Raw genomic sequence first — 24,815 nt, forward strand, 5'->3', positions numbered from 1 at the left:
CGCAGCGACACCTCCAGCAGACCGTCGAGAACACCGACGACCTCGTCGAACGCCTCCGCGAACTCCGGGAACACATCGGCCAGTTCCAGACCCATACCGGCACGCTGGGCACCCTGGCCGGTGAACAGGAACGCCGTCTTGCCCGCCTCGGCCGCGGCGCCGACGACGGCGCCGGGTGCCGGGTCGCCGGCGGCGAGGGCGGCGGTGGCGGCGAGGAGTTCGCCAGTGCCGGCGCCGAGGACGACGGCCCGGTGGTCGAAGAGGGTGCGGGTGGTGAGGAGGGACCAGCCGACGTCGGCCGCGTCGGGCGCGTCGGCGCGGTCGGCGAGGGCCCGGTGCAGGCGGGCGGCCTGGCCGCGCAGCGCCTCGGGGGTGCGCCCGGACAGCACCCAGGGGGTGAGGCCGGCGGGGGCGGCCTCTCCGGCGGGGGCCGCGGTCTCGCGGACGGGGCTCTCCGCCACGACGACGTGGGCGTTGGTGCCGCCCATGCCGAAGGACGAGACGCCGGCGACGAGTTCCCGCTCGGGGTGCGGCCAGCCGGACAGCTCGCGCTGCACGGCGAGGCCGAGTTCGTCGAACGGGATGGCCGGGTTGGGCGTCTCGAAGTTGAGGCTCGGGGGGAGCTCGCGGTGGGTCAGGCTGAGGAGCGTCTTGATGAGGCCGGTGATGCCGGCGGCGCCTTCGAGGTGGCCGACGTTGGTCTTGGCGGAGCCCACGTGGAGGGGCTCGCCGGCCGGGCGGTCCGCGCCGAGGACGGCGCCGAGGGCGGCGGCCTCGATGGGGTCGCCGACCGGGGTGCCGGTGCCGTGGAGTTCCACGTACTGCACCTCGGCGGGGGCGACGCCGGCCTTGGCGTAGGCCTCGCGCAGGACCTGCTCCTGGGCGGCGGCGCTGGGCACGGTGAGGCCGGGGGTGGCGCCGTCGTTGTTGACGGCGCTGCCGCGGATGACGCCGTAGATCCGGTCGCCGTCGGCGAGGGCGCGGTCGAGGGGCTTCAGGACGACGACGCCGGCGCCCTCGCCGCGGACGAAGCCGTTGGCGCGGGCGTCGAAGGTGTAGGCGGTGCCGTCGGGCGAGAGGCCCCCGAAGCGCTCCTCGGCGAGGGCGGCCTCGGTGAGCAGGTTGAGGTTCACGCCGGCGGCGAGGGCGGTCTCGGACTCGCCGGTGCGCAGCGACTCGCAGGCGAGGTGGACGGCGACGAGCGAGGAGGACTGGGCGGCGTCGACCGTGAGGCTGGGGCCCTGCAGGCCGAGGAAGTAGGAGACGCGGTTGGCGATGACGCCGCGGTTGACCCCGGCCATGGTGTGCTGGGTGACGGCCTGCTCGCCGTGGCGGTGGACGAGTCCGGCGTAGTCGTCGCGCAGGGTGCCGACGAAGACGGCGGTGCGGCTGCCCCGGAGGGTGGCGGGGACGACACCGGCGTCCTCCAGGGCCTCCCAGGCCAGTTCGAGGACGATCCGCTGCTGCGGGTCCATCGCGGCGGCCTCGCGGGGGGAGATCCCGAAGAACGCGGCGTCGAAGTCCTGCACCCGGTCCAGGAAGCCGCCGCGCCGCACGCCGTCGTGCGCGGCCGGCGTGGAGTGCTCCAGGCGTCCCTCCGGTGCTTCGGTGATGGCGCTCGAACCGTCGCGGAGCAGGGTCCAGAATGCGCCCGGGTCGGCGGCGTCGGGGAGCCGGCAGGAAATTCCCACCACAGCGATGCCCGCACCGTTCCCGTTTCCCGGACCGTTGACGACAGGGGTGTGTTCGACCGTCATCGCGCTCGACTGACCTTTCATCGCAGAAGCACAGAAGAACTGTCCGACTTCATCATCGAAAACAGGCAGACAGCTGAAGCCCGATCGAACTTACCGACCGCCGCTAATTGCCTCGTTCTGGCTCGGTAATGTTCCGGTAGGCCCCTGGTCACGGCGGTGGAATCCGCCTCGGAGAGCGGGCGGTTACCTTGCGGTGAGCGGTGGGTGAGTCGGGTTCGGATAGCTTTTCGGAAAAGCTTTCGCCAGACCGAGATGAAAGTGGGACCGGATTCGCCATGGCAATTGAACTCACCGATGACGCCACCAAGATGACGGAGCTCTACCAGAAGGCGTTCAACACCGGTGACCCGAATGTGGTCAACCAGCTGTACACCGACGCCGCCGTGACGGTGTGGGAGCCCGGCCAGCCGAAGACGGGCCAGGAGCGGAAGGACGCGCTGGCCGAGTTCCTCGCCCTCAAGCCGACGATGAACGCCAAGCTGCGCACCGCCTACGTGGCCGGCGACGCCGCGCTCCTGGTCGTCGACTGGACGATCGACGTCACCGGCCCGGACGGGACCGAGGAGCACCACGAGGGCGTCGGCAACGACGTCCTGCGCCTCGGCGAGGACGGCAAGTGGCGCTTCGCCATCGACCACCCGTTCGGCAACTGAGCTCCGGGCGGGAAAAAGGTCCGGCCCCCGCCGAGGGCGGGGGCCGGACCTGGGGTGGTGCTCGATAAGTCGTGCGGGTGGTGCGGGTGGTGCTCACCGAGAGGTGTCCACCAGGGGACACCCACCGGGAAGCACCCGCCGAGACGTGCTCGGCGGGTACCGCTCGGCGGGTGCCGCTCAGCCCTCCTGCGGGGCGGAGATGTGCTGCGCCAGACCACCGTCGACCGGCAGCTTGACGCCGGTGGTGAAGGTGGCGTCCGCGGCGAGGAACAGCGCGGCGGCGGCGATCTCGTCGACCGAGCCGTGGCGCTTCATCGGGGTGATGGCGTCGCCCAGCGCGTGGAAGCCCGCGCGCTCCTCGGCGGAGAGGCCCGCGGCACCGGCGGTGGGGGTGTCGATGAAGCCCGGCTGCACCGCGTTCACGCGGATGTTGCGCGGGAGCAGCTCGGAGGCGAGCACCTGGGCGAAGGACCACAGGGCGGCCTTCGACGCCGAGTAGACGCCCATGCCCGGGGTGCCGGTGACGTCGGCGATCGAGGTCGTGAAGACGATGGCGCCGCCCTCGTTGATGAGCGGGGCCAGGGCCTTGACGGTGAAGAACGCGCCCTTGGTGTTGATGTTGAACTGGCGGTCGTAGGCCTCCTCGGTCACCAGCTCCAGCGGGCCGAGCTCCGAGATGCCGGCGTTGACGAAGACGTAGTCGAGCGAGCCGACCTTGTCCTTGACGGTGGCCGCGAGGGCGTCGATGTCGGCGAGGACGGCGGTGTCGGAGACCACGGCGTGGCCCTTGTCGCCCAGGGTGTTCTTGGCGTCCTGGAGGTTCTTCTCGCTGCGGCCGGTGACGATGACCTCGCCGCCGCCGTCGACGAAGTGCTTGGCGATGGCCAGGCCCATGCCGTTGCTGCCGCCGGTGACGAGAGCCTTCTTGCCTGCGTACTTGCTCATTCTCTACTCCTTGTGATTCCAGCACTCGCGCTGGTCGGCCGTCTCGTGCGCCGCCGGCCGGACGCCCTCATGGAAACACGGCACCCTGGAGAGCTACTTGAGGTTTCATCCAGGCCTCTGACCTGCGCCTGGGATCCGCCGGAAGGGGTGGGGAACGCCCCAAACACGGCTTCCACGGAGCTTCCATGAGGCCTCTACGGGCCTTCGAGAGACCTCTGCGACCCTGGGCGCGGGGCGCTGTCGGCCGCATGCCGTCGTACCGGACCCGTGGCCCTGAGCGTCGCCGTCATCTTCCCGGTGCGCGGCGCGATGCTCAAGGGCCGGCTCGGAGTCGGGTCGGGATCATGCGGCCCCGCCTCCGGGTGGGGGCTGCGAGCGATCGCAGTCCACGACGACGATCGCGCGGGGGTATGGATGCGGTTTCGGATGCTGGGGCCACTGGAGATCACGGCCGACGACCAGTCATTGGCGTTGGGGGGGTCGAAGCAGCGGGCGACGCTGGGGTTCCTGCTGCTGCGCGTCAACAAGGTGGTGGCGACCAGCCAGCTCCTGAAGGCCCTGTGGCCGGAGGACGAGGCCCCCAACTCGGCGCGGAAGATACTCCAGAACACGGTGTGGGGCCTGCGCCGCGTCCTGGCCACCAATGGGGACAACTCCGGCGGCTGCGATCCGAACGCCCCCTGGGTCGTCACCCAGCAGCCCGGCTACATGCTGCGCGTCAGCACCGACCAGATCGACCTGTTCCGGTTCCGCGCGCAGGTCGAGGAGGGCCGGGCGCGGCTCGCGGCCGGCAAACCCGACCTGGCCGCCCAGCAGTTGAAGGACGCCCTGGCGCTGTGGCGCGGTCCGGTGCTCGCCGACCTCGTGGAGGGCGGGGTGTGCTGGCCCGAGCTGGCGGCCGTGCAGGGCGCCCGCCTCGACGCCCTGGAGGACTACTTCGAGGCCGAGCTGGCCCGGGGCCGCCACCAGGCGATCCTCGGCGAGCTGGAGACCCTCGTCGAGACGGAGCCGCTGCGGGAACGCGCCTGCGGCCAGCTGATGCTCGCCCTGTACCGCTGCGGCCGGCAGGCCGACGCGCTCAGTGTCTACGCGCGCGTACGGGCGGAGCTGGTGGAGAACCTGGGCCTGGAGCCGGGGCACGACCTGCGGCTGCTCCACCAGGCCATCCTCAATCAGGACCCCGAGCTCATCCTCCCCAGCAGCCCCATGTCCGCCCAGCAGGCCCTGCCGATGGGCTGGTCCGCGGCCCGTCCGGTGGCCCTGGCCGACCTCTCCCCCGCCGCGACCGTCCTCGCCCCGGCCTCCGACGCCACCGCCGCCTCCCGCGCGACGGACCGCCCCCGTGCCGGAGCCGGTGTCATCCCCGCGCAGTCCCGCGGTCTCCCGGACCGGGCCGCGCCCGCGGTCCCGCCGTCGGACGCGACGGCGTACGGCACCGGTGAGATGACCGCTCCGGTGGCGGACCGCGCCCGGATGGCGGCCGAGCGGAAGTGGCTCGGCGTGCTCCTGATCCGCACCGAACCGACGCCGGAGGCCCTGGAGTCGCCCGTCGACGTCGTCGACCGGTCGCTCGCCGAGACGTCCGCCGCCGTCCGCGAGGAGGTGGAGCGCCTGAACGGCATGCTCGCGGCGACCATCGGCTCGGTGTCCCTGGCCCTGTTCGGGGTGCGCCGCAGCGACGGCGACGACACGGCCCGGGCGGTACGGGCCGCCCTGGCCGTGCGGGACCGCCTGGCGCACACCGGGCTCGTCGAGTTCCGGGCCGCCCTCGACACCGGTGAGGTCCTCGTCCACTTCGGCCCGGACGACGGGACCGTTCCGCCCCGGGTGAGCGGCCGGCTCCTGGACGGCGCGCAGACGCTCCTCGCGGGGATCCCCGCCGGCGAGATCCACGCGAGCGCCGGCGTGCACAGCGCGACCGAGGCCGCCTTCTCCTACCTCCCCACGGACGGTCCGGGCACCGGCTGGAAGCTCGCCGGGCCGCGCCGCGACCGGCCCGGTCTGCACACCCTCCCGATCGTCGACCGGGAGTACGAGCTGGAGCTGCTGAGCGGTCTGGTGGAGCTCGCCGAGCACCGGGCCGCGCCGCACCTCGTGACCGTGGTCGGCGCCGACGGGGTGGGCAAGACCCGGCTCGTGATGGAGCTGGGCCGCCGGGTGGCGGGCCGCCCGGACCTGGCGCAGTTCCTCGCCGCGACCGCCCCCGCGCCGGACGCGGCCGACGCGGGCCCGCTCGCCGTGCCGGCCGATCTGCTGCGCGCCTACTGCGGGATCCTCCCGGGGGACCCGCCGGAGAAGGTGCGGGACAAGCTCGCCCGGCCGTTGCGGGAGCTGCCGCCCGGCTCGCCGTCGGACCCCGAGGGCGAGCGCGCGCTGTCGCTCCTGCTGCCCCTCTTCGCCCCCGGTGACACCGGGGCGGGCGGGGCCCGGGGAGCCACCCGTACGGCCGACGTCCTGGACGCCTGGCGCTCCTTACTCGTGCGGGCCGCGCGGGTGCGGCCCGTGGTGATCGCCGTCGACGACCTGCACCTCGCCGACGACCTGCTGCTCGACTGCGTGGAGCGGCTCCCGGAGGCGGCCGGCCCGGTGCCGCTGGTGGTGGTCGCGGCGGCGCGCCCCGAGCTGCGCGAGCGCCGTCCGGTGTGGGGCGCGGCAGCGCCCCACACCACCCTCCTCACGCTGTCGCCGCTCTCCGACACCGCGGTGGACCGGCTGCTCGACCTGCTGGTCACCGAGCCGACGGCGGGGATGGACAAGCGGAACGGCGGGATGCTCCACCGGACGCTCCGGGGTTCGGCCTGCCAGCCGCCGGCCGACCGCCGCCGTCAGGTGCGCGAACTGCTCCGGCTCGCCACACCGCTGCCGGAGCGGCCCGCCGGGAACAAGTCCCCCGAATCCCTCGTCGGCTGACGGAGCTTCAGGATTCGCGCGAGGCCGCGGGCCCTCCGCCCGCGGCCCCCCCGTCGTCCGCGGGACCGGTCAGCGGCCGGTCAGCCGGGCCTCGTCCGCGTCCCTCAGCAGCTCGGCGACGGCCCGGAGGCCTGCCTCCAGCTGGGCGATCTCCGCGTCCGTGACCAGCACGGACGGGGCGAACCTGAGGGTGTTGCCGGCGCTCGCGGTGGGGAAGGTGCGCACCCGGTGCTCCCGCAGCAGGAAGCCGGCGAGGTGGTAGCCGAGCAGCCCCGAGCGGGCCCCCTCGGCGATCACCTCGGACGCCGAACCGGACTGCTCGTGGAACTCCAGGCCCTGCATCAGGCCCCGGCCCCGCACGTCCTTCACCACGTCGGGGAAGTCGGCCCGCACCTTGCCGAGGGCGTCGGCGAGCCGGGCCCCGCGCTCCTCGGCGAGCCGGTAGGCGCGCCCGCCGTCGGCCTCCAGCATCTGGAGCACCTTGAGGGCGATGCGCGTGGAGAAGCCGTCCTTGGCGAAGGTCGAGCTGTGCACGAGCTCGAACTCGTGGCGGTAGCGGCTCTGCCGGGTCAGCATGACCGAGGTCTTCGCCAGGCCGCCGCCCAGGCTCTTCGCCAGGACGTAGTAGTCGGCGTGCAGTCCGATCGCCGAGCTGGCCAGCATCCGCCCGGTCCGGCCGACGCCGCTCTGGATCTCGTCGACGACGATCGGGACGCCCGCCGCCGCGCACTCCCGCTGGATCCCCGCCGCGAAGTCCTCGGAGAGCGGGACGATGCCGCCCTCGCCCTGGACGGGTTCGAGGAGCAGCGCCGCCACGCCCGGGAAGGCGTGCTCCACGACGACGACCCGGCCGCCGCGCACGACGAGGCCGTGCAGGACGGTCCGCTCCTCCGCGAGGGTCCGGCGGAGCGCCTCGGCGTCCTCGCGCGGCACGAAGCGGGCCTGCGCGGCCAGGGCGGTGAACGGGGTCCGGTAGCCGGGGTTGTGGGTGAGCTGGACACTGCCCACGAGCTTGCCGTGGAACGAGCCCTCCAGGGTGAGGAAGACCGGGGCCCGGCCCGCCACCGCGGCGTTGCGGCACTCGACCTCGGCGGCGAGCGCCTCGAAGCCGGTGGCGCCGGCGGCGGCCGGCACGTCCAGGTCGCGGAAGGCCTCGGGGGCCACCACGGCCTCGCCGGTGAGGACCGCGGCCCGCGCCTGCGCCAGCTCCGCGGCGACGGCCTCGGTGAGCTCGCCGGCCCGCATCACGCGGTCCAGCTCGGCGTGCTTGACGGCCGCCTCGATGGCCTCCGCGCCGCTGTTGCCGAAGATGGCGAAGTACGGCTCGTCGGTGCCGAGTTCGCGCTGGAGGACGCGGTTGAGCAGGCCCGCGACGGCGTCCGCGTCCGGGTGCCGGGAGAACTGCGCGAGCACCGGGGTCCCCCAGTCGAGCAGTTCCTTGGCGTGTGCGACGAGTTCCGGGTGGTTGTGCCCGAAGAACAGCGAGCCGTATCCGCCCGCCGCGTCGAACACCTCGACCTCACGGCCGTCCCGGCCTTCGTAGTACAGGGAGTTCCCCGAGGCCCGCTTGTACGCGACGTCGAGTCCCACGGAGTTGAGGAAACCGAGAATGTACGGCTCCGCCAACTCGGGTTGCTGTGTCTTGGAATTCATGCCGCCCTCTTTCCGGCCACGTCGACCACGTCGACCACGAAGCGATGCGGCGACCCTAGCCGCGGCCTGGAACCGCAAGGCCTCTCGCTTTTCTCCCCCCGGGTCATGCCGCGGTCATCGGCCGCTCATTTCCCGGCGGTGGGCGCGGTCACGGAACCGGCGGTGAGCGCGGAATGGACGACGCGGGCGACATCGGTCGTCCGGCCGTCGAGGTAGAAATGCCCACCGGGGAAGATCCGCACGTCCGTCCTGGCCTCGGTGTGCTCCCGCCAGGCGGCGGCGCGGTCCGTGGTGACCACCGGGTCGCTGTCTCCGACGAGGACGGTGAACGGCATGGAGAGCCGCGGCCCCTCCGTCCAGGCGTAGGAGCCGATGGCGCGGTAGTCGGCGCGCAGGCTGGGCATCACCATGGCCATGATCTCCGGGTCCTCCAGGACCTGGCTGCCGGTGCCGCCGAGCCGGCGGATCGCGGCGATGACCGCCTCGTCGTCGTCCATGCGGTCCAGCGGGTTGCGGAACGGCGTCGGCGCGCCGCGGCCCGACAGGAAGAGCCGCACCGGGGCCGGGAGGTCCTGGCCGGCGAGGCGGCGGGCCGTCTCGTAGGCGAGGACGGCGCCCATGCTGTGCCCGAAGAAGGCGTACGGCCGGTCCAGGTGCGGGACGATCTCCCGGGCGACGGCGTCCGCGAGGCGTCCGATGTCGTCGATCGGCTCCTCCAGGCGCCGGTCCTGCCGGCCCGGGTACTGCACGGCCACCACGTCGAACGCCGGGTTCAGCTCGCGGGCCAGGCCCACGTAGGCGCTGGCCGCGCCGCCGGCGTGCGGAAAGCAGAACAGCCGCGGACCGCTCGCGCGTATCGCGTCGAACCGCCGGAACCACTCACCACTCACGATGTCTCTCCCCTGTCGATGCCTGGGCCGGCTCCGTGGTCGGAGCGGCCTCGTCCGTACCGGTGTACCGAGAGCCCCGCGGCGCCGCGGGCGGGGCGGTCGCTAGCGGAGGATCTCCACCACGGCGCAGCCGACGGTGCGCGAGCAGCCGCCGACGAGCGCCACGACGTCCCCGGGCCGTACCGCGCCGGTCTCCAGGAGGTGGGCGAGCCCGGCGATCTGGTCGCCCGCGCCGAGGTGTCCCACCTGCCGTCCCCAGCTCCAGGTGGTCCGGCTCTCGTCGATCCCGTCGGCGGTGCGCCACCGCCAGACCGCGGAGTCCCGGCCGACGTTGGAGAAGACGAAGCGCGCGACGTCGTCGAGGGTGTGTCCGGTCTCGGCGAGGGCGGTGCGCACGGCGTCCCGCTCCCGGGTGGCGAGGAGGGACGCGGCGCCCGGTCCGTCGTCGGCGCGGTGGCGGCAGCCGGTGGCGGAGGGCGCCTCGCGCCAGGCGAGGTCGGCGCGGAACAGCGTGCCTTCGGACGGCTCGCCCAGGACCGCGGTGGAGAGCAGCCGGGCCACTCCCACGGAGCGGGTGAGGACGAGCCCGGTGGAGCCGTCGCCGAGGACCGCGCCGCTGGTGTGGCGGTAGCGGTCGCAGCCCGCGGCGCCTCCGGCGTCGGTGGTGGCGACCAGGGCGACGCCGTCGCCGTCGAGCGCGTCCAGGTACGCGGCGGCCGTGTGCAGGGCCAGCACTCCGCCCCCGGCGGGCCGTACGACCTCCAGGGTGGTGGCGCGGTGGCCGGCCACCGTCTCCTGGACCCGTGCTCCGGCGGCCCCCTGGAGCGAGCCGCAGCGGGTCGACTGGGCGTGGACGACGAGGTCGAGCTCGCGGCCGGCGCGGCCGGCGGTGCGCACGGCGTGCGAGGCGGCGGAGTGGGTGAGCTGTTCGGCGCTCCCGCGCTCGGCGACGCACACGGCGTCGTAGCCGTCGCGGCGCCAGGTCCGGAGGCTGTAGCGCCCGGCGGTCACCGCGGGGCGAATGGGTTCACGTCGTCCCAGCCGGACCGTGGCAGCACCGACGTACACGCTGTCCCACCGCATCGTCCACCCCTTCATCCGGACGGTCAGCCTGTCACAGGCCGCTCGAGGAGCCGTCCATCCCCGGTCGCGAACGGGCCCTGACCTGCGCACGGCGCGGCGGGGGCCCGCACGGCGGAACGTCCGTGGTGCGGGCCCGTCCGACGGCCACCGGGCATCCGCTCGCCGCGGGGGGTCGATCGCGGCGGATGCCCGGTGGCGGCTCCGTGTCCGGTCCGGCCGGAATCCCTTACTTGAAGGCCGGGATGGTGCGCGCGACCCAGTCGCCGAAGGAGCGGGCCGGGCGGCCGAGGACCTTCTGCACGTCGAGGCTGACCTCCTGCTCGACGGGGAGCGGCTCGCCGAGGACGTCGAGGGTGCCCTTGACGACGGCCGGCGGCATGAACTGGGACATGACCTCGGTGGCCTGCTCGCGGGTCAGCTCCACGTAGGTCACCTCCTCGCCGAGGACCTCGGAGAGCATGGCGACCTGACGGCGCGGGCCGACGGCCTCGGGACCGGTCAGCACGTAGGTGCGGCCGTTGTGGCCGTCCTCGCGGAGGGCGACCGCCGCGACGTCGGCGATGTCCGCCGGGTCGACGACGGGCAGCGCGACGTCGCCGAAGGGGTGGAAGACCTGGCGGCTGGTGCGCACCGACTCGGCCCACGCGAAGGCGTTGGAGGCGAAGCCGCCCGGCTGCAGGATGGTGTATTCCAGGCCCGACTCGCGCACGGCCGCCTCGAACTCGCGCAGGCGGTTGTGCGAGGGGGTGTCCGAGCGGGTGCCGGCGAGCTGGGAGGAGACGAGGACGACGCGCTTGACGCCGGCGCCCTTCGCGATGTCCAGCAGCTCCGCCGCCGGCTCGCCGGGGCCGTTCTGCTCGCCGGCGAGCAGGATGAAGAAGGCGTCGGCCCCTTCGAGGACCGGCTTCATGCTGGCGAAGTCGCCGAGCGAGGCCTGGACGACGCGGACGCCGTCCGGGAGGCCGGCGGGCTGGGCGTTGCGCGACACCGCCACGACTTCCTCGCCGGCCTCGGCCAGGGCCGCGACCAGCGGGCGGCCGATGTTGCCGGTGGCACCGGTGACAACAATCATGAACAGCTCCCTATATCAGTGTGGTTGGGGTGAGTTCGCCGCTGCCGGGAGACCGCGCCGAACGGGTCGGACAGTGCTCCTGGCCGTCACGTTCCGGACGCTAGCATCCTCGGAATAGTAGGTACCTAGAGGAAAGTGACTCACCCCTCGGTCCCCGCCGTACGCAGCGACGATGGGGTTCCCGGGGCGCGTGAGGGACTCCCGCGCCCCGGGAGGTTCGTGTGTCCGCGCGGGGTCGCGCGGTTCCGCCGCGGCGGACCGTGCCGCGGCCTCGGCGACCGGCCGCATCGGCGCGGGCAGCGCCCGCGTGAGCTTGCGCAGGGCGGACCGGAGTTCGGGCGAGGACGGGGCCCGGGTGGCGGCGGCGAAGAGCGCCTCGGTCTCGCCGGTCGTCAGACCGGTGAGATCGGTACGGGCCCCGCCGACCAGCTGCCAGCCGCCGCCCCGGCCGCGCTGGGAGTAGACGGGGACGCCGGACGAGGCCAGCGCCTCCAGATCGCGTCGCGCGGTGCGCTCGGAGATCTCCAGTTCCCGCGCCACCTCGCGCGCCGTGACCTGTCCCCGCTCCTGGAGGAGCAGGAGCGTCGCCACCAATCGATCCGCCTTCATTTCACATCTTTTTCGGTAAGAGGCCACAAGATGGCCTGTTTTGCGGTGAAGATGGCTTTCATGACGACTTCTTCTGCCCCTGCCACGTCCACCTCTCCCTCCGCGGCCGCCGACGACCCGCGCCTGGGCCTCTTCAAGGCCCTCGACCTGGTCGGCGACACCCTCGCGGCGATCCGCCCCGAGCAGTACGACACCGTCACGCCGTGTCCCGAGTTCTCGGTCCGCGCCATGGCCAACCACCTCGTCTCGGTCCTGCGCCGGCTGACCGTCATGGGCACGGGCGGCTCGTTCATGAGCGTTCCGCACCTCGCCGAGGACGTCGCCGACGGCGACTGGGCCGAGGCCCTGGCCGCCTCCCGCCGGGAGTTCGACGCGGTGTGGGGCGACGACGCGGTGCTCGGCCGCACGATCGGGCTGCCCTGGGGACCCGTGCCCGGCGCGGTCGCCGCGGTGATCTACACCAACGAGTTCGTGCTGCACGCCTGGGACGTGGCCAAGGCCACCGGCCAGGACCCCGTGTGGGACGCCGGGATGCTCGCAGGCCCGCTCGCCGTCATGAAGCAGGCCGTCCCCGCCGAACCCCGGGGCGGTCACGTGCCGTTCGGCCCCGTCGTCGAGGTTCCCGAGGACGCTCCCGCCATCGACCGCCTCGTGGGCTGGTACGGGCGCCGTCCCTGATCCCACCGCGGCTCCGGGGGCCGGACCGGCGGGACGCCGGCCCGGCCGCCCGGGGCGTGCCGCCCGGACCGCCGTCAGGCCCGCACGGCCTCGACGATGCTGCACAGTCCCCCGCCGGGCAGGACGCGGGACAGCTTCAGGCCGACGCGGGCGAAGAGCTCGGCGTACTGCGCCTCGCTGCGCTGGACGCCGTCCGCGTGCGCCATCATGTTGAGGTCCATCAGCTTCACGGTCAGCGCCTCGGTGCCGTCCGGCGGCATCACGGCCTCGACGAGCAGCACCCGGGCGTCGTCCGTCATCGCCCTCCGGATCCCGCCGAGGATGAGCTCCGCCTTGTCGTCCTCCCAGTTGTGCAGGACGTTCACCACCACGTAGGCGTCACCGCCCTCGGGGACCGACACGAGGAAGTCGCCGCCCGCCACCTCGACGCGGTCCCGCACGCCGGCCTTGTCGAACTCCTCGCCGGCGCCGGCGACGACCTCGGGCTGGTCGAACAGCACGCCCCGGACGCCCGGGTTGGCCGCCAGGATCGCCGCCAGGAACTGGCCGTGGCCACCGCCGACGTCGACGACCTTGCGGAAGCCGCCGAAGTCGTAGGACGCCACGGCGGGGGCGGTCACCTGGGACGAGGTGTCCGTCATCGCGCGGTCGAAGAGCGCGTTGACCTCGGGGTGCTCCAGCATGTACTCCCAGACCGGCTTGCCGTGCACCGACTCGAAGACGGAACGGCCCGTCCGGACCGAGTCGGCGAGGCCGGTCCAGGTGAAGCGCTCGGCCGCGGTGTTCACCCAGCGGGCGAAGTTGCGCATCGAGTCGGGGGCGTCGCTGCGCAGGGCGTTGCCGACCTCGGTGAGGGCGAACACCCGGCCCTCGGTCTCCTCGAAGAGGCCGAGGTCGGCCGTGGCGCGCAGCAGCCGGTACAGGTTGGTGGTGTCGACGTCGAGCTCCTTCGCCAGCCGGTCGACGTCGCTGGGCCCCTGGCCCAGGACGTCGGCCACGCCGAGCTCGGCGACCGCGCTGACGGCGGCCGCGACCCAGCTCGACATCGCGAGCTGGAGGACCCGGGCGGAGGGAGGGATCTGGGCGGTGGCGGACTGCACTTCGGTCACGGCCTTTCGTTGGGATTCTGTGGAAGCGGGGCGCCGGGGCGCCGGCCCCCCGGAGGGGCCGGCGCCGTCGGGGCGGCGGTCAGACCGCGCCGACCGACTGGGGGAAGGTGAAGAAGCGGTACGGGTCGTACTTCTTCTTGACCGTGACCAGGCGGGCGTAGTTGTCGCCGTAGTAGGACTGCCTCCAGTCCGTCAGCACCGGGTCCATGTAGTTCACGTACGTCCCGCCGTTGGAGTACGGGTCGATCGTGTCGAAGGCCGTATTGGCCCAGCTCTGCGCGTTGGCCTTGTTCGCCGTGGTGGCGACGGCCGCGTTGGCGATGGTCGAGCGGTAGCTGATGCAGAACAGCGTGTCGCGGTGCGGGTAGGCGGTGGCGCTGGCCGGGATGTCGTTGGCCGCGCCGCCGAACCAGTGGATCTCCAGGGTGCGCATCTGGCCGGCCGAGCGCTGCCCGTCGAAGGCGGCCATGACCTCGGCCCAGCCGGCGGCCGGGAGCGGGTCGGTGACCATGCGCATCCGCTCCACGCCGTAGGCGGGGCGGGCCAGCTGGCCGGTGGCGGACTTCTCGGAGCGGCGGCAGGCGTCCTGGCTCAGGCTGCCGCAGCCGAAGATGTTCATCATCAGGTCCCGGTAGGAGACCGTCATGTCGTGCCGGCCGGCCGGCTGGCCGGTCATGGCGAGCAGCCGCGAGGTCTCGGCGGCCAGCTCGGCCGAGGTGCCCCGCGAGACGAGGGTCACCGTGGTGGTGGGCACGTTGCCCGGCGCGGCGTCCGGCAGCGTGATGTACGTGCCGCCGGAGATGCTGCGCGGGGCGTCGACCAGCCAGCGGGTGGAGGCGTCGAGCACCTCGGCGGAGCGCTCGTACGGGAAGAAGAGGTACGACACCAGCAGGTCGCCGACGACGTGGTGCTTGAGCGTGTACGAGGTGACGATGCCGAAGTTGCCGCCGCCACCGCCGCGGATCGCCCAGAAGAGGTCGCTGTTCTGCGTCTCCGACGCGGTGACGGTCCGGCCGTCGGCCAGCACCACGCGGGCGGAGCGCACGGAGTCGCAGCCCACGCCCAGGGAGCGGGTCATGAAGCTCAGGCCGCCGCCCTGGAGGAACCCGCCGGCCGCGACCGTGGGACAGCCGCCGCTGCTGAGCGCGTACCCCTGGTCGGCCAGGGTGTTGAGCACGTCGACGTTGAGGGCGCCGGGGCCGAGGGTGACGGTCTCCGAGCCCACGGATATGCCGTTCATCCGGGAGACGTCGATGACGAGGCCGGGTCCGGTGGAGACGCCGGCGTAGTTGTGCCCGCCGCTGCGGACGGCGACCGGCAGCCGCTTGTACTTCGCGTAGGAGATCGCGGTGGACACGTCGTACTCGTTGATGCAGTACGCGATGGCCTTCGGGTTGATGACGTCGTACTGGGCCAGTTCGAGCTGCTTGGCGACCGCGTACTGCGGGTTGTCCGGCAGCACCACCTCGCCGTCCATCATCGCGGCGAGCGTGCCCCAGCCTGCGTCGGTGCTCGCCACGGCGGCGTTGGCGAGCCCCGCCACCGGCGGGACCTGCGTCAGGACGGCGGCGGCGCCCAGGCCGCCGGCGGCCGTGCCCAGGACTTTTCTGCGGCTGATCATGTGGAGTCCAGATGTCCGTTCGTGTGAGGTGACAGGGTCGGCCGTGCTCAGGAGACCTTGCGGCCGCGCAGGCCCTGCTTGACGGCGCCGGCCAGGAACGAGCGCCCGAGATCGCGCATCTCCTTGGGGCCGGTCGTGTTCGCCCACCACATGAACTTCATCATGGTGGGGGTGGTCGCCCGGTAGAAGCGGTGGTCCTCCGGGTCCTTCCAGCCGAAGGGGGTGTTGACGGACTCGCACTCGCGGATCGCCTCGAAGACGATGTCCGCGGCCTTGTCGCCGTCGATCTCCCCCGCCTCGTACCGCTCACAGGTCGTGTTGGTCAGCTCGAAGAGGTGCTTGAACGCGTGGCTGTCCGGCCACCACAGACCCGTGTAGGGAGAGTTCTCCATCTCCTTGAAGTGGCGGTCGTCGCCGTCGATCTCGAAGTTCTGGCGCGCCCTGATCTGGCGCATCGTCGCGGGCGTGGTGAAGCAGGCCCAGACCCGGAAGACCGCGTTCCACAGCCGGAAGTGGCTGAAGGAGATGTACGAGCTGTTGACGATCTTGTCGTTGTGGTCGAGGAGCCCCTGCTCCAGGCGCTCGACGTACTCGAAGCGCTCCGCGGAGAAGTCGTCGTCGCGCAGGGCGTCGAGGAGCCGCCAGGCGAGCGCGTCCACGACCTCGAAGGTGTTGGACAGGCCGCGCGAGTACAGCGGGTCGACGAAGCCGGCGGCGTGCGACATCAGGCACCAGCGGTCGCCCACGGTCTTCTTGGAGGAGTACTGGATGCGGTCGGCGGTGTTCACCCACTCGCGGATCCGGCTGGCGCCCTCGAACTGCCGCTTCACGGCCGGGAACTTGTCGAGGTAGTGCTGGAACTCCTGCTCCGGCGTCATGTCCGCCGGCTTCGGGTAGAGCCGCTCGTCGAGCGTCAGGCCGACGCTGCAGACCGGGTTCTTGGAGTCCTTGTAGTTGTCGAACGGGATGATCCAGAACCATCCGCGCTCGATGAGGTGGTGCAGCGTCCCGCCGTGGAACGGGGACTCGGCCGGCGGCCGGAGCGCCTCGGGGTAGTTGCACACGTCGTCGTACGGCTTGATGCCCACGTAGTGGGTGAACATCGAGCGGGCGTGGTGCTTGAGCCGGGACGGGCTCTCCCGCAGGTCGAACTTCTGCGCCAGCGGGGAGCGGAAGCCGCTCGCGTCGATCAGGTACTTGGCCCGGAAGACCTCGCCGCTCTTGCCGGTGACCGTGACGCCGTCGTCGTCGAAGTCGATGTCGGTCGCCCACCAGTTCTGGCGGATGGTGCAGCCGTACTTGGCGGCGACGTTGAGGTAGTACGAGTCCGTGTCCTGGCGGTACAGGTGGATGGCCTCGGTGAGCATCTTGGGGATGACGAACATGGTCGCCTCCCGCGGATCCGGCTCGCGGTTCTCGCGGTGCGTCACGAAGCCGAAGCTCTGCTTGCGCCCGTGGTGCGGGCCCATGTGCTCGGTGATCGCCTTGACGTCGAGCATGTGCTTGATCTCGGGCACGTCGTAGCGGACGGCCAGGATGTGCAGCCACTCGACGAGCTGCGGGTTCTGCGACTCGCCCACGGCGAACCGCGGGTGCTGGCCCGCGTCGATCAGGGTGACGTCGACGCCCTGCCGCGCCAGGATCGAGCCCATGATCGAGCCGGCGAGGCCCGATCCGAGGATCAGGACGTCGGTCTCGGTCCACTCACCGGCCCCGGGGGCCGCGTTCTGCTTCTCGGTCTTGCTGGGCAAGACGGCACTCTCCTTTTCCGGGTTGCTCGGGTGTGCTGGGACCGCGTTCAGGAGCGGGGCTCGCCGAACCACTGCGCGAGGGCGCCGGTCAGCCCCTCGACGGAGCCCGCGGGGCTCGCCCAGGTGATGTAGCCGTCGGGGCGCACCAGGAGGTTCGCGGAGGGCGCGTCGGCCTCCGGACGGCGGGCGGTGACGATGTCGACCCGGTCCGCCCACGGAGCGGCGGCCTCGCGCAGCGCGGCGTCGTCGAACATGTCGAGCAGCACCGGACGGCCGGCGTGCAGCAGCTCGTGGGTGCTCGTGGTGGCCCCGTCGACCACCAGGGGCTGCTCCGGCAGGCGGCGGCCGAGGAGCGGGTGGCCGCCGGGGGCCGCGCCGTAGGTGATGTCGAGACCGGTGACGAGGCCGACGAGGTGGTGGCGGACCGCCTCGATGCGCACGAGCTCGCCGAAGAGGTCGCGCAGCGGCTGGGCCTCGGGGCCGCCGAGGTAGAGGGTGCGCTGCGCCAGGGTGTTGGTGATGACGCGGGCGCCGACCGGGTGGCGCTCGGCGTGGTACGTGTCGAGCAGGCCCTCGGGGGCGTGGCCCTTGATCTCGGCGGCGAGCTTCCAGCCGAGGTTGATCACGTCGCCGACGCCGGCGCTGATGCCCTGGGCGCCGATCGGCATGTGGATGTGGGCGGCGTCGCCGGCGAGGAAGACGCGGCCCTTGCGGTACTCGGCGGCCTGACGGCTGGCGTCGGTGAAGTAGCTGGTCCAGAGCGGCTTGGCGGCGCTGATGTCCTCGCCGGTGACGCGCTGGAAGGAGGCGGCGACCTCCTCGAAGGTCGGCGGCTCCTGGGTGGGACGGACGCCGGCGCCGCGCTCGAAGACGACGACGCGGGTGGCGTGCGGGCCGAGCGGGAGCACGACGACCATGCCGGCCTCGCTGATCTCGCCGGTCGGGCGCAGGCGCACCGGGATGCCGGCCACGTCCGCCATCTTCATCTCGAGGGTGGCGTTGTAGCCGGGGAAGTCGATGCCGGTGAGCTTGCGCACGGTGGAGCGGGCGCCGTCGCAGCCGACCAGGTAGCGGCCGCGGAGCGTCTCGGCGCCCTCGGGGCCGGAGATCTCGACGCTGACGCCGTCCTCGTCCTGGGTCAGTCCGACGACCTCGCGGCCGCGGCGGACCTCGGCGCCCAGGCCGACGGCCCACTTGTGGAGGATGGCCTCGGTCCGGGACTGCGGAACGCCGCGGACGCCGAAGTTGCCGCCCTCGACGATCGTGTAGTCGAGGGGAAGTCCTCCGAAGTGCCCGCCGGGCATGGACTCCATCGCGCCGAATTCACCGAGGAGACCGCGCTGACTGAATTCTTCGAGAGTGCGGGCCGAGAATCCCAGGGCACGGGACTGCTGCATCGGCTCCTCGAGCCGGTCGACCGCGATGACGGAAATTCCCTGGAGTCGGAGCTCTCCGGCGAGCATGAGGCCCGAAGGGCCGGTACCGGCAATGATCACATCGGCGTTGTACGCGTCCATATTCCCTCTCCCGCAGGCTTTTCCCTCAGTATTCCGGGGCGGCGACGGAAGCTGAACGGCCGCAGATACAGGACTCTGACAAGTTCGTCAGGGATGTGGCGGGAGGGGGCGCGCGGAGCGCGCGAGAGGGTGCCGGCGGGGAACTCCGGCACCCTCTGGGGTCTTTCAGCCGAGGCCGAGCACGCGGTCGACGGCGATCTCGATCACGGCGAGGCCCGGTGGCTGCGGGGGCGGCGACCAGTAGCGCCGGGTGTAGCGGCGGACGCCTTCCTGGAGCCGCTCGGGGTCGGTGGAGACCTCGGCCGTCCCCTCCAGCGTGATCCAGCGCATTCCGGCCACCTGGCAGATGGCGGCCCGGGCGCCGTCCCCCGACAGGTTGCGCACCTTCTGGCGGGTGACGACGGTCATGACCCGGACCAGGCCCGCCGGGGCGTCCCAGGTGAACCGGACGGGCGCGGCGTGGGGGGAGCCGTCCCCGCGGACGGTGGTCAGGGTGCCCACGAGGTTCTCCGTCAGGAACGCCTCGGTGGCGGCGTCCAGAACCACGGGCGGCCGATGTGGTCGTAGCACAGACATGCGACTCCAAAAGGTGGGACGGGTGCGGACGGTGGGCGGGGAGGACCGGGCACGCGCACGGTTTCCGGAAGCTACCACCGTCGATATAGTGAGTACCTAGAGGAAAGTGACTTCCCGAAAGGTGACCGCCTTGCTGAGAAGCCCCGCCGACACCCCCGGAGCGGAGCAGGCGTGCCCGATCGCTCCGGTCCTGGACATCGTCTTCAGCCGCTGGACCACGCCCATCCTGTGGACGCTCCACACCTACGGCGTCCAGCGCTTCGTCGAGCTGCACCGGAACATCGGCACGATCACGCCCAAGGTGCTGACCCAGCGGCTGCGCCAGATGGAGCGGGACGGCCTGGTCCTGCGCACGTACTACCCGGAGGTGCCGCCGCGCGTGGAGTACGAGATCAGCGACCTGGGCCGGAGCCTCGCGCCGCTGTTCGCCGCGCTCGCCGACTGGTCGACCGAGCACCTTCCCCAGGTGGAGCGGGCGCGGCAGGCGTTCGACGGGGCGGAGCACCCGGTCACCGTCGGCTGAACCGCCCGCCGCGCACGGCTCAGCGCCGGCCGGAGGCCACCGGCTCCCCGAGCTCGCGCATGGAGCCCTGGAAGAAGACGAGCGGCTCCTCCTCCTCGGCCGGGGCGGCGAGCCCGACGACCTCGCCGAGGAGGATGGTGTGGTCGCCGCCGTCGTACTCGGCGGCCACCCGGCACTCCAGGTGCCCCAGCGCCTCGCTCAGGACGGGGAGTCCGTTGCCGGTCCTGTGGTGCGGCGTCTCGTCGAGCCGGGCCGTGGCCCGGCCGGCGAACGCCCAGGCCACCGGCGCCTGCCGGAGCGTCAGCAGGTTCACGACGAACCCGCCGGAGCGCCGGATCACCGGCAGCAGCCGGGAGTTCTCGTGCAGGCAGATGAGCACCAGCGGCGGATCGAGCGACACCGAGGTGAAGGAGTTCACCGTGGCACCGGCGCCCTCGTCGCCGATGCCGGAGGTGATGACGGTGACGCCGGTGGCGAAGTTGCCGCATACGGTGCGCAGTTGACGGCCCTCGATCGGAGCGGCCGGGTGGAGCGCGGCAGGCGAAACGCTGGTCATGGCTTCCCTCTCGTCAGGTACGGAGCCGGCCGAGGCCGGCGGGTTCGGCGGTTTTCGGCGCGGTGTCGTCCTGCTCCGGCGCGGGCTCGGCACGGTCCGGGTCCTGGGCCGTCCGGCGGCTGAGCAGCGGGCCGGCCATGGCGGTCGTGACGAGGGCCATGATCACCAGCATGGTGAACATGCGTCCGTCGAGGACGCCCAGGCTGACGGCGGCGTTGAGGATGATCAGCTCGGTGAGGCCGCGGGTGTTCATCAGCAGCCCCAGGTCCTTGGTGTCCCGCCAGGACATGCCCGCGAGCCGCGCCGGCACGAGCGCGCCGACGAGCTTGCCGACACAGGCCACGGCGATGATCGCGACGAGCGCCACGACGTCGCCGCCGGTCAGCGCGCCGAGGTCGACGCCCAGACCGGTGACGATGAAGAAGACCGGGAGCAGCACCGTGCTCACGTTGTCGATGGGTTTGCGGACGTGCTCGATCAGCAGCCGGGCCGGCTCGCGGGGCATGACGAAGCCGAACAGGAAGGCGCCGAAGATGGCGTGGATGCCGATCCAGGTCGTCACCCAGGCGGAGAGCAGGGCGCCCGCGCAGAGCAGCGAGAGCAGCAGGGACCAGCGCTCGGTGGCGGCGAGCCGCCAGGTCAGGCGGGCGGCCAGCGGCCGGACGACCAGCAGCATCAGGGCCACGAAGACCACGCTGAGCGCGCCGATGCGGGCGAGTTCGGCGTAGTTGCCGTCCGCGGCGACGAGGGCCGAGACGTAGGCGAGCAGACACCAGGCGAGGACGTCGTCGATGGCCGCGCTGGCCAGGGAGAGCGATCCGACGCGGGTGTGGATGAGGTCGTTCTCGGTCAGGATCCGGGCGAGCACCGGGAAGGCGGTGACCGACATGGCGGCGCCGAGGAAGGTGGCGAAGGCGGTGAACGGGATCTCGTGCCCGGCGACCGTGGAGTGCTCCGGATAGAGCGGGAAGGCCAGGGCGTAGCCGAGGCCGAAGGCCATCGCGATCGAGGACACCGAGACGCCGGCGGCGAGCTTCGCGTGCGGCCTGATCAGCCGCCGCTCGAACTCCCACCCCACGACGAACATGAAGAGGATCAGGCCCACCTGGGCGACGGCCGACAGCAGCGGGCGGACGTCGAGGGGGAAGAGCCGCTCGGTGAGGCCGCCGGGCAGCAGACCCAGGACGCTGGGGCCGAGCAGGATGCCGGCGGTGATCTCCCCCACGACGGCGGGCTGGCGCAGCCGCCGCGCGAGCCGGCCGAGCAGGGCGCCGGCGACCAGGACGACGGCGATGTCGGCCAGCATCACGGCGATCTGCATCTCCCGCGGGTTCACCGCGGCGAGCACCGTCATCGGGGCTCCCGGGCGCCGGGCGGGGTGCCCCGGGTCCACAGCACGCGCAGGGACAGGGAGGCGAGCCGCCAGCCCTCGGCGGTGCGGCGCGCCCGCGCGGTCGCCAGGGTGCCGGCCTGGAACAGCGGATCGGCCGCCGCGCCGGGGTGGTGCACGTGGGTGGCGATGACGTTGGCGCGCAGGACGGCGTGGTCCCCGTCGTCGTCGACGTCGGTCACGACCGAAGAGCCGAGGTGCTGGGTGCCGGCGAAGGCCGCGCGCGCGTGCAGGTGGAAGGCGGCGAGGCCGTCGATTCCGTCGTGCACGCTCATCGGGAAGGCGATGTGCGCGTCCTCGGTGAAGAGCCTGCGCGCCCAGGCGTCGTCGATCTCTTCGTCGTCGAGAGAAACGAGATACCGGCTCAGGAGGCCGCTGATCTCAAATACTTCCTGTCCTGAATCCATTGTTCGAGGATGCGCAGGATTTACCGGGCCGCCAAGGCCTCTTTTCATCTTCCTGACCAAGTCCGAGAAGAACTGTGACACCTCCCCCTGGTTCTTGGCGAATCAGCCGCAAAGCTTGAACTCGAAGTCCTTCAATTCGTGTTCCGGCCTTGCCATGCTTCTGCCGTATCGAACTTCCGCCGATGAAGGAGACGAGAGAATGCCGAAGATCGCGGCCGACGGCCAGCATCTGACGGTCCTCAACCTGTTCACGACCGACACCGCGGAGAAGCAGGAGAAGCTGCTCGCCGCGATGCGGCAGATCGTCGACGCCGCGGCGTACGAGGGCTGGATCTCCAGCACGGTCCACGCCGGGCACGACAAGTTCGGCACGGCCAACTTCATCCAGTGGCGCAGCACGGAGGACCTGGACGCCCGTTACGCGGGCGAGGAGTTCAAGCACCGCACGCTGCCGCTCTTCGGTGAGATCACCACCTCGATCCGGCTGCTCCAGAACGAGATCGCGTTCACCCAGCAGAAGCCCGAGCTGAACGGCGTCACCGAGGTCTCCCCGACCCGCGACGACTACACGGCCATCGAGCTGTTCGGCGTGGCGGAGGCCGACCAGGAGGACCTGGTCGACGCCCTGGGCGCCTCGCAGGAGTACCTCCTCGACGTTCCCGGCTACCGGACCCACACCGTGCTGCGCGGCCTGAAGGCCCGCGGCATCGAGGGCAAGTTCGTCGTCGTCTACTCCCAGTGGGACGGCAAGGAGGCGTACGACGCCTTCCGCGCCGAGGCGCAGGCGGACCGCGTGCCGGACCGCCTGAAGGTGGACGCCCGCGTCCAGGCCCTGCGGACCTGGTACGACGACAACACCTACCGGGTGGTGCACACGCGCTCCGCGGGCGAGTGACCTCGCCCCCACCGGCCGGCCGCCGCCAGGGTTCCCCCCACCCTGCCGGCGGCCTTCGCGTATCCGACGCGGGGGCGCCGCGCGCGCCCACCGCGGAACAGGACAAGGAGCTGACCGCAGTTGGACTTTCAGCGCCCGCTTTCTCCGTTCGGTTTCGGGAGGGAGGTGCTGGACGTCTGGCTGCTGCCGCCTCCCGAATCGCCCCGGGACGTGCCCGGCCATGAGCTCGACGCCGTCGAGCGGCGCCGGGCCGAGTCCTTCCTCCAGCCCGCCGACCGCCGCATGTACCTCGCGGCGCACGTCGGGCTGCGCCGGGTCCTCGCCCTCTACACCGGCATCGCGCCCGCCCGCCTCGTCATCGCGGGCGAGCTGCACAAGGGCGACGGCGGCCGGCACGGGCGGCCCAGGGTGCTGCGCGTGCCCGGCGCCCCCCAGTTCTCGCTGTCGCACAGCCACGGCCTGGCGCTGGCCGCCGTCGCCCACGCCCGGGTGGGCGCCGACGTCCAGCGGATCCCCTCGGACACGACGGTGGAGGCCTGTCTCCCCGCGCTCCACCCCGACGAGCGCGAGGAGCTCCTGGCCGTGCCCGCGCACGCGCGGGCGGCGGTCTTCGGACGGTTGTGGACCCGCAAGGAGGCCTATCTGAAGGGCCTGGGCACCGGCCTCAACCGGGCGCCGAGCCTCGACTACCTGGGCGAGGGCGAACCGGCCGGCCGGCCGCCCGGCTGGCTCGTGGGCAATCTGCCGCTGTGCGAGGGGCACGTCGGCGCGGTGGCGCTGCGGGGCTCCGGGACGTGGCAGGTCGCGATGCGGGCGGTGCCGGCCGCGTACCTGTACGCCGCCGACGCCGGGAGCGCGGTGCGCGGCCTCGGCGGGATCGAACCGGGTTTCCGCACGGTGCTGCGGGACCGGTCGGCGGAGCCCCGCGGGGGGTGACCCGCCGGACACGCCGAAGGGCCGCGGAGTCGGTTGCGACTCCGCGGCCCTTCGGCGTGTCCGGCGGCCGGCGGTTCAGGCGGCGCCGCGCCAGCTGCGCGGTCCCTCGAAGCCCGTCACCCGCTCCGGCCGCCGCCAGCGGGCGACCGTCTGGGCCCGGCGCGCCACGTCGTCCGGGGCGGCGCCGCTCAGCAGCGAACGGGACAGCAGGACCGCCGTCAGCGCGGCGAGCTCCTCCGGCGTCGCGGAGCCGGCCTCGAGCCGGAACAGCGGCGCGCCGGTGGTGGGGTCTTCCGCGGTCATCGTTCCTCCTGGGCTCACTGGGGCGGGTTGCCGTGCTTGCGGCTCGGCAGGTCGGTGTGCTTGTGCAGGAGCATGCCGAGGGAGCGGGCGAGGACCTCGCGGGTCTGCCGGGGGTCGATGACGTCGTCGACCAGGCCGCGCTCGGCGGCGTAGTACGGGTGCACCAGCTCGCGGCGGTACTGCTCGATCTTCTCCTGGCGCATGGCGTCGGGGTCGTCGGCGGCCGCGATCTCCCGGCGGAAGACGACGTTGGCCGCGCCCTCGGCGCCCATGACCGCGATCTCGTTGGTCGGCCAGGCCAGCGCGACGTCCGCGCCGATGGAGCGCGAGTCCATCACGATGTAGGCGCCGCCGTACGCCTTGCGCAGCACCACGGAGACGCGCGGCACGGTGGCGTTGCAGTAGGCGTACAGCAGCTTCGCGCCCCTGCGGATGATGCCCTCGTGCTCCTGGTCGACGCCGGGCAGGAAGCCGGGGACGTCCACCAGGGTGACGAGCGGGATGTTGAAGGCGTCGCAGAACTGGACGAAGCGCGCGCCCTTCTCGGACGCCTTGATGTCGAGGACGCCCGCCATGGCGGCCGGCTGGTTGGCGACGACGCCGACGGTGTGCCCGTCGACGCGGGCCAGGCCGACCACGATGTTCTGCGCCCAGGTGGCGTGCACCTCCATGAACTCGCCGTCGTCCACGACCTCTTCGATGACGGCGCGGATGTCGTACGAGCGGCTGCCGTCGACCGGCACCAGGTCGAGCAGGCTGTCGCCGGGGCGGTCCACGGGGTCGCCGGTGTGGGCGACGGGCGGCAGCTCCCGGTTGTTCTGCGGGAGCATCGACAGGAGGTAGCGGACCTCCGCGATGCAGGTCTCCTCGTCGTCGTACACGAAGTGCGCGACGCCCGAGGTGCCGGCGTGGACGTCGGCGCCGCCGAGGCCGTTCTGGCTGATCTCCTCGCCGGTGACCGCCTTGACGACGTCCGGGCCG

General features: G+C 72.4%; 23 protein-coding genes. 6 read left to right on the forward strand and 17 right to left on the reverse strand.

The annotated features are described in order from the left end of the window. Window positions 1–1,757, reverse strand: a 1,757-nt coding sequence (locus IE245_RS34990) for a type I polyketide synthase (protein WP_268256630.1), incomplete at its 3' end; no start/stop codon positions are given. A 275-nt stretch (window positions 1,758–2,032) separates the two neighbouring features. On the opposite strand from IE245_RS34990, the gene IE245_RS34995 reads away from it, so the two are divergent. Further along, window positions 2,033–2,410: a YybH family protein gene (locus IE245_RS34995; protein ID WP_189955219.1), complete on the forward strand. Its 378-nt coding sequence runs from the start codon at window positions 2,033–2,035 to the stop codon at window positions 2,408–2,410. Between the two features lie 177 nt (window positions 2,411–2,587). Here the strand turns inward: IE245_RS34995 and IE245_RS35000 are convergent, their stop codons facing one another. After that, on the reverse strand, window positions 2,588–3,355 hold the full coding sequence (locus IE245_RS35000; RefSeq protein WP_189955222.1) for an SDR family oxidoreductase: 768 nt from the start codon (window positions 3,353–3,355) through the stop codon (window positions 2,588–2,590). Window positions 3,356–3,781: 426 nt separating this feature from the next. On the opposite strand from IE245_RS35000, the gene IE245_RS35005 reads away from it, so the two are divergent. Further along, window positions 3,782–6,265: an ATP-binding protein gene (locus IE245_RS35005; RefSeq protein WP_189955224.1), complete on the forward strand. Its 2,484-nt coding sequence runs from the start codon at window positions 3,782–3,784 to the stop codon at window positions 6,263–6,265. A 69-nt stretch (window positions 6,266–6,334) separates the two neighbouring features. Here IE245_RS35005 and IE245_RS35010 read toward each other — a convergent pair whose 3' ends face one another. The 5 genes from IE245_RS35010 to IE245_RS38205 all read right to left on the reverse strand — a co-directional run bounded on the left by IE245_RS35010 (window position 6,335) and on the right by IE245_RS38205 (window position 11,554). Continuing rightward, entirely contained in the window at window positions 6,335–7,918 is a 1,584-nt protein-coding gene (locus IE245_RS35010; protein ID WP_189955226.1) for an aspartate aminotransferase family protein, read from the reverse strand. 125 nt (window positions 7,919–8,043) lie between these two features. Then, complete coding sequence (locus IE245_RS35015; protein ID WP_189955228.1) at window positions 8,044–8,808, reverse strand: thioesterase II family protein; 765 nt, start codon at window positions 8,806–8,808, stop codon at window positions 8,044–8,046. 102 nt (window positions 8,809–8,910) lie between these two features. Continuing rightward, window positions 8,911–9,891, reverse strand: a complete 981-nt coding sequence (locus tag IE245_RS35020; RefSeq protein WP_189955231.1) for a 3-oxoacyl-[acyl-carrier-protein] synthase III C-terminal domain-containing protein — start codon at window positions 9,889–9,891, stop codon at window positions 8,911–8,913. A gap of 226 nt (window positions 9,892–10,117) precedes the next feature. After that, window positions 10,118–10,963, reverse strand: a complete 846-nt coding sequence (locus IE245_RS35025) for an NAD(P)H-binding protein (protein ID WP_189955233.1) — start codon at window positions 10,961–10,963, stop codon at window positions 10,118–10,120. 15 nt (window positions 10,964–10,978) lie between these two features. Continuing rightward, window positions 10,979–11,554, reverse strand: a complete 576-nt coding sequence (locus tag IE245_RS38205) for a helix-turn-helix transcriptional regulator (RefSeq protein WP_373305455.1) — start codon at window positions 11,552–11,554, stop codon at window positions 10,979–10,981. 78 nt (window positions 11,555–11,632) lie between these two features. On the opposite strand from IE245_RS38205, the gene IE245_RS35035 reads away from it, so the two are divergent. Then, window positions 11,633–12,250 (forward strand): TIGR03086 family metal-binding protein, encoded by a 618-nt coding sequence (locus tag IE245_RS35035; RefSeq protein WP_189955237.1) that lies wholly within the window; start codon window positions 11,633–11,635, stop codon window positions 12,248–12,250. A 74-nt stretch (window positions 12,251–12,324) separates the two neighbouring features. Here IE245_RS35035 and IE245_RS35040 read toward each other — a convergent pair whose 3' ends face one another. The 5 genes from IE245_RS35040 to IE245_RS35060 all read right to left on the reverse strand — a co-directional run bounded on the left by IE245_RS35040 (window position 12,325) and on the right by IE245_RS35060 (window position 18,824). Continuing rightward, window positions 12,325–13,359 (reverse strand): methyltransferase, encoded by a 1,035-nt coding sequence (locus tag IE245_RS35040; RefSeq protein WP_229852012.1) that lies wholly within the window; start codon window positions 13,357–13,359, stop codon window positions 12,325–12,327. A gap of 79 nt (window positions 13,360–13,438) precedes the next feature. Continuing rightward, on the reverse strand, window positions 13,439–14,980 hold the full coding sequence (locus tag IE245_RS35045) for an FAD-binding oxidoreductase (RefSeq protein WP_189955239.1): 1,542 nt from the start codon (window positions 14,978–14,980) through the stop codon (window positions 13,439–13,441). Window positions 14,981–15,027: 47 nt separating this feature from the next. Beyond that, window positions 15,028–16,731, reverse strand: coding sequence for an NAD(P)/FAD-dependent oxidoreductase (locus tag IE245_RS35050; RefSeq protein WP_189955241.1), 1,704 nt, complete (start codon window positions 16,729–16,731; stop codon window positions 15,028–15,030). Window positions 16,732–16,778: 47 nt separating this feature from the next. Beyond that, window positions 16,779–18,248, reverse strand: coding sequence for an FAD-dependent monooxygenase (locus IE245_RS35055; protein ID WP_189955243.1), 1,470 nt, complete (start codon window positions 18,246–18,248; stop codon window positions 16,779–16,781). 165 nt (window positions 18,249–18,413) lie between these two features. Beyond that, window positions 18,414–18,824, reverse strand: a complete 411-nt coding sequence (locus IE245_RS35060) for a pyridoxamine 5'-phosphate oxidase family protein (protein ID WP_189955245.1) — start codon at window positions 18,822–18,824, stop codon at window positions 18,414–18,416. 130 nt (window positions 18,825–18,954) lie between these two features. On the opposite strand from IE245_RS35060, the gene IE245_RS35065 reads away from it, so the two are divergent. After that, window positions 18,955–19,347: a winged helix-turn-helix transcriptional regulator gene (locus tag IE245_RS35065; protein ID WP_229852016.1), complete on the forward strand. Its 393-nt coding sequence runs from the start codon at window positions 18,955–18,957 to the stop codon at window positions 19,345–19,347. Between the two features lie 19 nt (window positions 19,348–19,366). Here the strand turns inward: IE245_RS35065 and IE245_RS35070 are convergent, their stop codons facing one another. The 3 genes from IE245_RS35070 to IE245_RS35080 are packed head-to-tail and all read right to left on the reverse strand — an operon-like array spanning window position 19,367 to window position 21,700. Further along, entirely contained in the window at window positions 19,367–19,903 is a 537-nt protein-coding gene (locus IE245_RS35070) for a flavin reductase family protein (RefSeq protein ID WP_189955247.1), read from the reverse strand. A gap of 13 nt (window positions 19,904–19,916) precedes the next feature. After that, the gene (locus IE245_RS35075; RefSeq protein ID WP_189955249.1) at window positions 19,917–21,257 is read right to left on the reverse strand and encodes a cation:proton antiporter domain-containing protein; all 1,341 of its coding nucleotides are present in this window, start codon (window positions 21,255–21,257) and stop codon (window positions 19,917–19,919) included. After that, complete coding sequence (locus IE245_RS35080; protein WP_189955251.1) at window positions 21,254–21,700, reverse strand: nuclear transport factor 2 family protein; 447 nt, start codon at window positions 21,698–21,700, stop codon at window positions 21,254–21,256. The genes IE245_RS35075 and IE245_RS35080 overlap by 4 nt, the downstream gene beginning before the upstream one ends. Before the next feature lie 199 nt (window positions 21,701–21,899). Between IE245_RS35080 and IE245_RS35085 the strand changes: the two genes are divergently transcribed. After that, entirely contained in the window at window positions 21,900–22,595 is a 696-nt protein-coding gene (locus tag IE245_RS35085) for an antibiotic biosynthesis monooxygenase family protein (protein WP_189955253.1), read from the forward strand. A gap of 165 nt (window positions 22,596–22,760) precedes the next feature. Continuing rightward, window positions 22,761–23,531 (forward strand): 4'-phosphopantetheinyl transferase family protein, encoded by a 771-nt coding sequence (locus IE245_RS35090; protein ID WP_229852018.1) that lies wholly within the window; start codon window positions 22,761–22,763, stop codon window positions 23,529–23,531. A 75-nt stretch (window positions 23,532–23,606) separates the two neighbouring features. On the opposite strand, the gene IE245_RS35095 is transcribed toward IE245_RS35090, so the two are convergent. Together IE245_RS35095 and IE245_RS37550 are read right to left on the reverse strand one after the other, a co-directional pair. After that, the gene (locus IE245_RS35095) at window positions 23,607–23,834 is read right to left on the reverse strand and encodes an acyl-CoA carboxylase subunit epsilon (protein WP_189955255.1); all 228 of its coding nucleotides are present in this window, start codon (window positions 23,832–23,834) and stop codon (window positions 23,607–23,609) included. Between the two features lie 14 nt (window positions 23,835–23,848). Then, on the reverse strand, window positions 23,849–24,815 hold a 967-nt coding region (locus IE245_RS37550), incomplete at its 5' end, for an acyl-CoA carboxylase subunit beta (protein ID WP_308436655.1).

The organism is Streptomyces roseolus (assembly GCF_014649855.1).
GTDB classification, from domain to species: domain Bacteria; phylum Actinomycetota; class Actinomycetes; order Streptomycetales; family Streptomycetaceae; genus Streptomyces; species Streptomyces roseolus.